This is a genomic window from Streptomyces panaciradicis, assembly GCF_023516615.1.
In the GTDB taxonomy this organism is placed as follows: domain Bacteria; phylum Actinomycetota; class Actinomycetes; order Streptomycetales; family Streptomycetaceae; genus Streptomyces; species Streptomyces panaciradicis.
In genome coordinates this window covers 158,178-164,944 of sequence record NZ_JAMGBF010000020.1, presented here as the reverse complement: position 1 = coordinate 164,944, position 6,767 = coordinate 158,178, and the positions used below count along the sequence as shown (strand labels likewise).

Below are 6,767 nucleotides of genomic sequence, written 5' to 3'. Positions count from 1 at the left end.
TTCACCCACGTCCTGCCGAACCTGGAGCCCTAGGGCCTGTCGTTCGGATCAGCTCGACGTCGCGGGGTCTGGCACGCGCGGGTCGGCCGTGACGGACCGTCCTCTGCAGCCGACCTGATCCGAGCGACAGGCCCTAGCTCGACCGGTTCGGCCCCGGCTCCCCCTGCTGCTGGTGCTGTCGTACGACGGGGCCGTCGTCGCCGAGGCCGCGCGACGGCCCCTGGCAGCCCTGGGCCGCGGCGATGCCGAGCGCGACCAGCAGCGTCACGACCACGAACACGAACAGCCGCTGCCGCAGCAGCCGCGGATTGGCCGGCCGCCGTCCCGTCCCGGTGGTCCGGGGCCCCGGACGTCCGGCCCCGCTGCGCGGCGCGGGCCGGCTTCCGCTGCCGGAACGGCTGCCGCCACGCGAGGCGGGCGCGGGCCGGGACCCCGAACGCGAGGACCCTGCCCCACCTGCCCGCGAGGAGGGACCGCCGCCGCGTGAGGACGAGCCGCCGCGCGACTGGCCGCCGGTCGCCGCACCACCGCCCCGGGACGAGACCCCGCCCTGCGACGGGGCGGCCCCGCGTGACGAGGGGGACGTGCCGCGCGGCGGGGGAGTCCCCTGCGGACGCCTGCGCTGCGGCTCGCGCAGCGTCTCCGGGTAGGTGTCGGAGAGCCGGCCGGTGGGCCGGTCCGCCTCGCCCGTCCGCGGCGCCGGCGGGCGCACCTCGGAGAGACCCTGCGCCTCACGGGCGGCGATCTCCTTCAGGCGCAGCGACAGCTGGAGCGTGCTGGGCCGCTCCTCGGGGTCCTTCGCCAGGCACGCCCGCACCAGCGGAGCCAGCGCGTCCGGGACGCCGTGCAGCTGCGGCTCCTCGTGCACCACCCGGTACAGCATGACCTCCGAACTGCCGTGTCCGAAGGGCGAGTCGGCCATCGACGCGTACGCCAGGGTCGCCCCCAGCGCGAACACGTCCGTCGCCGGCGTCACGGCGGCACCCCGCACCTGCTCCGGGGCGAGGAACCCGGGGGAGCCGACGGCCGTGCCGACGTGGGTGAGCGTCGAGGCACCCGTCGCCCAGGCGATGCCGAAATCGATGATCCGCGGCCCCTTGGGGGACAGCAGGATGTTGGACGGCTTGAGATCCCGGTGCACCACACCGGCCTCGTGCACCGCGACCAGCCCCTCCGACAGGGCGGCCCCCACGGCCGCGACGTCGGCCGCGGCCAGCGCCCCCTCGTCGGCGACCTTGTCGTGCAGCGAGGGTCCGGGCACGTACTGCGTGGCGAACCAGGGCCGGTCCGCGTCCAGGTCGGCGGCGACCAGCCGGGCCGTGCACCCGCCCCTGATCCGCCGCGCCGCCGAGACCTCACGCGCGAACCGCGACCGGAACTCCTGGTCCTCCGCCAGATCGGGCCGGATGACCTTCAGTGCCACCCGCTGCCCCTTCTTGTCGGAGCCCAGGTACACCACGCCCATCCCGCCCGCGCCGAGCCGTCTGTGAAGCCTGAACGAGCCGACGACGCGCGGGTCCTCGCGCCTCAGGCGCATCATCGCCATGTTCATCCCCGCTGCCCGGTCCGTGTGACGTGGCACAGCTTACGTTTCCGCGGCCGCCCGCGCGCAGAGGCCGCGCCCTCTCGCCCAGATCGATTGTCAGTGCCGGGTGGGAGACTTGAGGGGTGGTCAGGGAGCACGGCGGCAGGCGGACTTGCCGCTGGCCGTGCTGCCAACCACCCATCACAGAAGGGGGATTGAACCCGTGAAGGGTGACCGTGTGGAGATAGTGGTGGACGCGGGGGACACGACCCGCACCTACGAGGTGGTGGCGAGCCGGGCGGGCCGCAGGGTGGAGACGGCGGTACGCCGAGGTGTGGTGGAAGTGAGCGAAGTCACCCGAAACGGATCGGTGGTCCGCACCGCCCGTTTCATGGCGAACCGGGTCCTGGCCCTGGTCGAGCAGCCGGTCCCGAGGGAGGACAGCTCGGAAAAGCGCGCACACATCGGGCAGCCCCTCGGGGAAGACCCTGAGACCTAGGTCCTCGTCTCCACCCAGGGGAGTACTCCTCGCCCGGCGGCTCATCCTCCGGGAGGCCCGCCAATCGGTACGAGGGCATGACGACCCGAGCACGCCGGACGCCTAGATTTGAGGTCAAGCGGCGGGTGCAGCACTCGTCCCCCGAGGTCAGACACCCGCCGCTGCCAATGACAACAAGATCGGTCAGGAGAGGGACCATGGCCTTGACGGCACCGCGGACACAGTTCCGCACGCTGGAGCGCAGTACGCTCCGCCCCCGCCGCACGGGCCGCCGCCACCCCCTGGTGGCGACGCTCATGGTCCTTCCCCTGGCGGCCCTGCTCTTCTTCGTCTTCGACGGCTGGGAGACCGTGGCCACACAGGCGTCGTCCGTGGGAGTGATGCTGGGGCGCTGAGCGGCGACCCCAGGCCCGGAAGAGCGGTCCGGGCGGGGACATCCACCCATGAAACCCCGTGGGGACGGGGGTGCGGCGGACGGCACAAAATGCCGGCGCAGCTGGGGAGCTGCGCCGGCATTGCCGTGCCCGGGCACGGCCACCACCATGCGAGGCGGCCACGGCCACCACCACGCGACGCGATCCGGGCGCCACCACGCGACGCCGATCCGGCCGGTACGACCGTGGGATCCGGCCGGCACGATCTGCGTGACCCGGCCCGTAGGACCGCCGCACCCAAGGCCGTACCCTGCGGCAGGCAGCCGCACCGCCCCAGGGAGCCCCGTGACCGCTACCGCCACCCCCTTGCTCGCCGAGCTCACCGTCCGGGCCGAGGCCACGGCCCACACCCGTACCCCGAGCTGCCCCTGCGGCGAGTCCGTCACCCTCGCCGACCGGCCGGACGCCACCGTCGTCCGGCACGCGGACACGGTCGCCAAGGCCCACGCCCCCCACACAGGCTTGCGCGACCTCGCTCCCCGTCTCGCGGTCGCCGCCCACCTCCCCGGCATCCTGCTGCCCCCACTGACCGCCACGCCCGTCGAGCTGCACGGCCGCGTCGTGACCTTCTGGCCCTACGGCACCCCCGTGGACCCGGACATGCCCGACGCCGCCCCCTGGGAGGCCGCCGCCGCGCTCCTCGCGCGGCTCCACCGCACCCCGGTCCCGCCCGCGGCCGCCCCCCTGCCGCCCATGCGCGGCCCGGCGAAGGCGGCCGACGCCGTCGCCCGTCTCGCCGCCGCGTCCGCCGGCTCGGCCGCCGTACCCCATCCCGCCGTGGCGCCCGTCCTGCGGGCGTGGGCCACCCTGCCCGCCTGGGCCCGCGCCGAGGCCCCGATGCCGGACACCACCACCCTCTGCCACGGCGACCTCCACCTCGGCCAGCTCGTCCGCCATCCCGCCCCCGACGGCCCGTGGCTCCTCATCGACGTCGACGACCTCGGCACCGGCGTCCCCGCCTGGGACCTCGCCCGCCCGGCGGCCTGGTACGCCTGCGGGCTGCTCCCGCCCGACGAATGGACCCGCTTCCTCACCGCCTACCGCGCCCGAGGCGGTCCGGCGGTCCCGGCCGACGGCGACCCGTGGCCCGCACTGGACGTCCCGGCCCGCGCCCTGACCGTGCAGACCGCCGCGCGGGCCGTCACCAAGGCGATCACCGGCAACCGCCCCCTCGACGAGATCGAGATGTCCGTGATCGACGCCTGTGCCCGAATGGGTTCGCTCCCGCCGCAGTTGACCCCGACTTCGGCGAAGTAGTGTGCAACCGACCGCAGCCGGACAGTGTCTGTCCTGGCGAAACACGAAGCAGGACCGACCGGCGAGGAGTTGAGCCGACCATGCAGTGTCCGAAGTGCCATGCGCCGATGCACACGTACAACCGCAACGGCGTCCAGATCGAGCAGTGCAGCGGTTGCCGCGGCATCTTTCTCGACTACGGCGAGCTGGAGTCGCTGACCCGGCTGGAGTCCCAGTGGTCCCAGCCCGCCCCGCCGCCTCCGCCCGCGCCGCAGGCCTACCCGGCCCCGCCCGCGCCGGCCTGGGGCGCCCCGCACGGCGGCCACGGCGGTGGTCACTACGGCGGCCACGGCGGTCACCACCGCCACAAGAGCTTCGGCCACATGCTGTTCTCCAGCTGACCGGAACCACGAAGAAGCCCCCGGCCGTCTCGGACGGCCGGGGGCTTCGGTGTGTGCGCGATACTGGGATTGAACCAGTGACCTCTTCCGTGTCAGGGAAGCGCTCTCCCGCTGAGCTAATCGCGCGGGAACCACGATCGGGATCGTGTGTACTGCGTGCGCGATACTGGGATTGAACCAGTGACCTCTTCCGTGTCAGGGAAGCGCTCTCCCGCTGAGCTAATCGCGCGGGTCAGACCTTCGATGCCGAAGATCCAGTGGACGATACTGGGATTGAACCAGTGACCTCTTCCGTGTCAGGGAAGCGCTCTCCCGCTGAGCTAATCGCGCGGGTCAGACCTTCGATGCCGAAGATCCAGTGGACGATACTGGGATTGAACCAGTGACCTCTTCCGTGTCAGGGAAGCGCTCTCCCGCTGAGCTAATCGTCCTTGGAGGTGGAGACGGGATTTGAACCCGTGTAGACGGCTTTGCAGGCCGTTGCCTCGCCTCTCGGCCACTCCACCAGGAGTGCAGGGGTTCGGGAAGATCCCCTTGTTCCTTCGAGCGGACGACGAGGCTCGAACTCGCGACCTCAACCTTGGCAAGGTTGCGCTCTACCAACTGAGCTACGTCCGCTTGTCGTTTCGTTCCGCTCTCGCGGCCCGGCGACGTGTTGAACTCTAGCGGATACCGCGGCCAGTACAAAAACGCGTTTGCGCAGCGTGCTGCGCTGCGCCTGCTCAGGGGCGTGGCCAGGGCCTCCGGCGGGACACGCCGAGGTCACCTTTCGGACACCCGCCCTAGACTCGACGCGTGCACGACCTCCCTCCCCTCGCCCGCTTCGGCACCCGCGTCGCCACCGGTCTCCGCGACGTCACCGCCGACCCCGCCGCCCTGGACTCCACCGGTTTCTGGGCCGTCGTCGCGGACTTCGAGGGCCGCCTGACCTGCGCCCGCTTCGACGACGTACGCGAGGAGCCGGTGCCCGCGCCGGTGCCGGGCCGCTGGCAGGGGCCGGCCGTGGGCGACTGGTCGTCGTCCCTCGACCGCGCCGCGTACACGGCCGGGGTGCGCCGGATACGTGAGCACATCGCGGCGGGCGAGGTGTACCAGGCGAACCTGTGCCGGGTGCTCGCCGCCCCCGTGGCCCCCGGCGCCGATGTGGACGACCTCACGGCGCTGCTGGCCCGCGGCAACCCGGCGCCGTACGCAGGAACGATCCGGCTGCCGGAGCACGGCGTCGAGACGGCCACCGCCTCGCCGGAGCTCTTCCTCCGCCGCCGCGGCCGGGTCGTGGAGTCGGGGCCGATCAAGGGCACCGGGCGCACGGAGGCGGACCTTCTGGAGAAGGACTACGCCGAGAACGTCATGATCGTCGACCTGGTCCGCAACGACATAGGCCGGGTGTGCGCCACCGGCAGCGTCACCGTCCCCGACCTGTGCGCCGTGGAGAAGCACCCCGGTCTGGTCCATCTCGTCTCCACGGTCCGCGGCGAGCTGCGCGACGGCGCCGGCTGGCCCGAGCTGCTGGACGCCGCCTTCCCGCCCGGCTCCGTCACCGGCGCGCCCAAGTCCAGTGCCCTGCGGATCCTCGACGCCCTGGAGCCCGTGCCCCGGGGGCCGTACTGCGGGGGCATCGGCTGGGTGGACGCCGACCGCGGGACCGGTGAGCTGGCGGTCGGCATCCGCACCTTCTGGATCGACCGGACCGCGGGGGACCAGCCCCTGCTGCGCTTCGGCACCGGCGCCGGCATCACCTGGGGCTCCGACCCGGAGGCGGAGTGGCGGGAGACCGAGCTCAAGGCGTCTCGACTGCTCGCGGTAGCGTCGGGGACGTACGAGGTGAGTGGAGAGGGAATCACGACGTGAAGATCTGGCTCGACGGCGCGCTGCGGGACCTCGAGTCCGCCCGCGTCTCCGTCTTCGACCACGGCCTGACCGTGGGCGACGGCATCTTCGAGACGGTGAAGGCGGTCGACGGCAAGCCGTTCGCGCTGACCCGCCATCTCGACCGGCTGACCCGCTCGGCGCGCGGTCTGGGTCTGCCCGATCCTGACCACGACGAGGTGCGGCGCGCCTGCGCCGCCGTCCTCGAGGCCAACCCGATGCCGCTCGGCCGGCTGCGCATCACCTACACCGGCGGCCACGGCCCCCTCGGCTCCGACCGGGGAGAGCACGGCCCCACCCTCGTGGTCGCGCTGGGCGAGACCGCCCGCCGCCCCGACTCCACGGCCGTGATCACCGTGCCCTGGACGCGCAACGAACGCAGCGCGCTGACCGGCCTGAAGACGACCTCGTACGCCGAGAACGTGGTCGCGCTCGCCCGCGCCCACGAACACGGCGCCTCCGAGGCCCTGTTCGCCAACACGGTCGGGCGGCTCTGCGAGGGCACCGGCTCGAACGTCTTCGTCGTCCTCGACGGAGAGATCCACACCCCGCCGCTCGCCTCCGGCTGCCTCGCGGGCATCACGCGCGCGCTGGCGATCGAGTGGACCGGCGCCGTGGAGACCGAGCTGCCCCTGGACGTGCTGGAGCGGGCCGACGAGGTCTTCCTCACCTCCACCCTGCGCGACATCCAGGCCGTCCACCGCGTCGACGACCGCGAACTGCCCGGCGCGCCGGGCCCGGTGACCGCCAAGGCCATGCGCGTCTTCGACGAGCAGGCGGGCGCCGACCAAGATCCGTGACAG

General features: G+C 72.9%; 7 protein-coding genes and 6 tRNA genes. 6 read left to right on the top strand and 7 right to left on the bottom strand.

Annotated elements, in window-relative coordinates; all coding sequences use genetic code 11:
• Positions 1-133: 133 nt before the first annotated feature.
• Positions 134-1,552, bottom strand: coding sequence for a serine/threonine-protein kinase (locus M8J74_RS09540; protein ID WP_249835958.1), 1,419 nt, complete (start codon positions 1,550-1,552; stop codon positions 134-136).
• Positions 1,553-1,748: 196 nt separating this feature from the next.
• On the opposite strand from M8J74_RS09540, the gene M8J74_RS09535 reads away from it, so the two are divergent.
• From M8J74_RS09535 to M8J74_RS09520, 4 genes are all read left to right on the top strand, one after another.
• Positions 1,749-2,024 (top strand): DUF8836 family protein, encoded by a 276-nt coding sequence (locus M8J74_RS09535; RefSeq protein ID WP_058926447.1) that lies wholly within the window; start codon positions 1,749-1,751, stop codon positions 2,022-2,024.
• Positions 2,025-2,221: 197 nt separating this feature from the next.
• Positions 2,222-2,419 (top strand): hypothetical protein, encoded by a 198-nt coding sequence (locus tag M8J74_RS09530; RefSeq protein WP_249835952.1) that lies wholly within the window; start codon positions 2,222-2,224, stop codon positions 2,417-2,419.
• 324 nt (positions 2,420-2,743) lie between these two features.
• Positions 2,744-3,715: a phosphotransferase family protein gene (locus tag M8J74_RS09525; protein ID WP_249835951.1), complete on the top strand. Its 972-nt coding sequence runs from the start codon at positions 2,744-2,746 to the stop codon at positions 3,713-3,715.
• A gap of 80 nt (positions 3,716-3,795) precedes the next feature.
• The gene (locus M8J74_RS09520) at positions 3,796-4,095 is read left to right on the top strand and encodes a TFIIB-type zinc ribbon-containing protein (protein WP_079078205.1); all 300 of its coding nucleotides are present in this window, start codon (positions 3,796-3,798) and stop codon (positions 4,093-4,095) included.
• 54 nt (positions 4,096-4,149) lie between these two features.
• On the opposite strand, the gene M8J74_RS09515 is transcribed toward M8J74_RS09520, so the two are convergent.
• The 6 genes from M8J74_RS09515 to M8J74_RS09490 form a co-directional block, all read right to left on the bottom strand.
• Positions 4,150-4,221 (bottom strand) — tRNA-Val (locus M8J74_RS09515).
• Positions 4,222-4,252: 31 nt separating this feature from the next.
• Positions 4,253-4,324 (bottom strand) — tRNA-Val (locus M8J74_RS09510).
• A 29-nt stretch (positions 4,325-4,353) separates the two neighbouring features.
• Positions 4,354-4,422: transfer RNA gene (locus tag M8J74_RS09505), tRNA-Val, on the bottom strand.
• 32 nt (positions 4,423-4,454) lie between these two features.
• Positions 4,455-4,526 (bottom strand) — tRNA-Val (locus tag M8J74_RS09500).
• A gap of 1 nt (position 4,527) precedes the next feature.
• A tRNA-Cys gene (locus M8J74_RS09495) sits at positions 4,528-4,601 on the bottom strand.
• Positions 4,602-4,640: 39 nt separating this feature from the next.
• Positions 4,641-4,713: transfer RNA gene (locus tag M8J74_RS09490), tRNA-Gly, on the bottom strand.
• 177 nt (positions 4,714-4,890) lie between these two features.
• Between M8J74_RS09490 and M8J74_RS09485 the strand changes: the two genes are divergently transcribed.
• Both M8J74_RS09485 and M8J74_RS09480 read left to right on the top strand, forming a co-directional pair.
• Positions 4,891-5,946: a chorismate-binding protein gene (locus M8J74_RS09485; RefSeq protein ID WP_249835950.1), complete on the top strand. Its 1,056-nt coding sequence runs from the start codon at positions 4,891-4,893 to the stop codon at positions 5,944-5,946.
• Positions 5,943-6,764, top strand: a complete 822-nt coding sequence (locus M8J74_RS09480) for an aminotransferase class IV (RefSeq protein WP_249835949.1) — start codon at positions 5,943-5,945, stop codon at positions 6,762-6,764. Before M8J74_RS09485 ends, M8J74_RS09480 begins: the two co-directional genes overlap by 4 nt.
• Positions 6,765-6,767 lie beyond the last annotated feature (3 nt).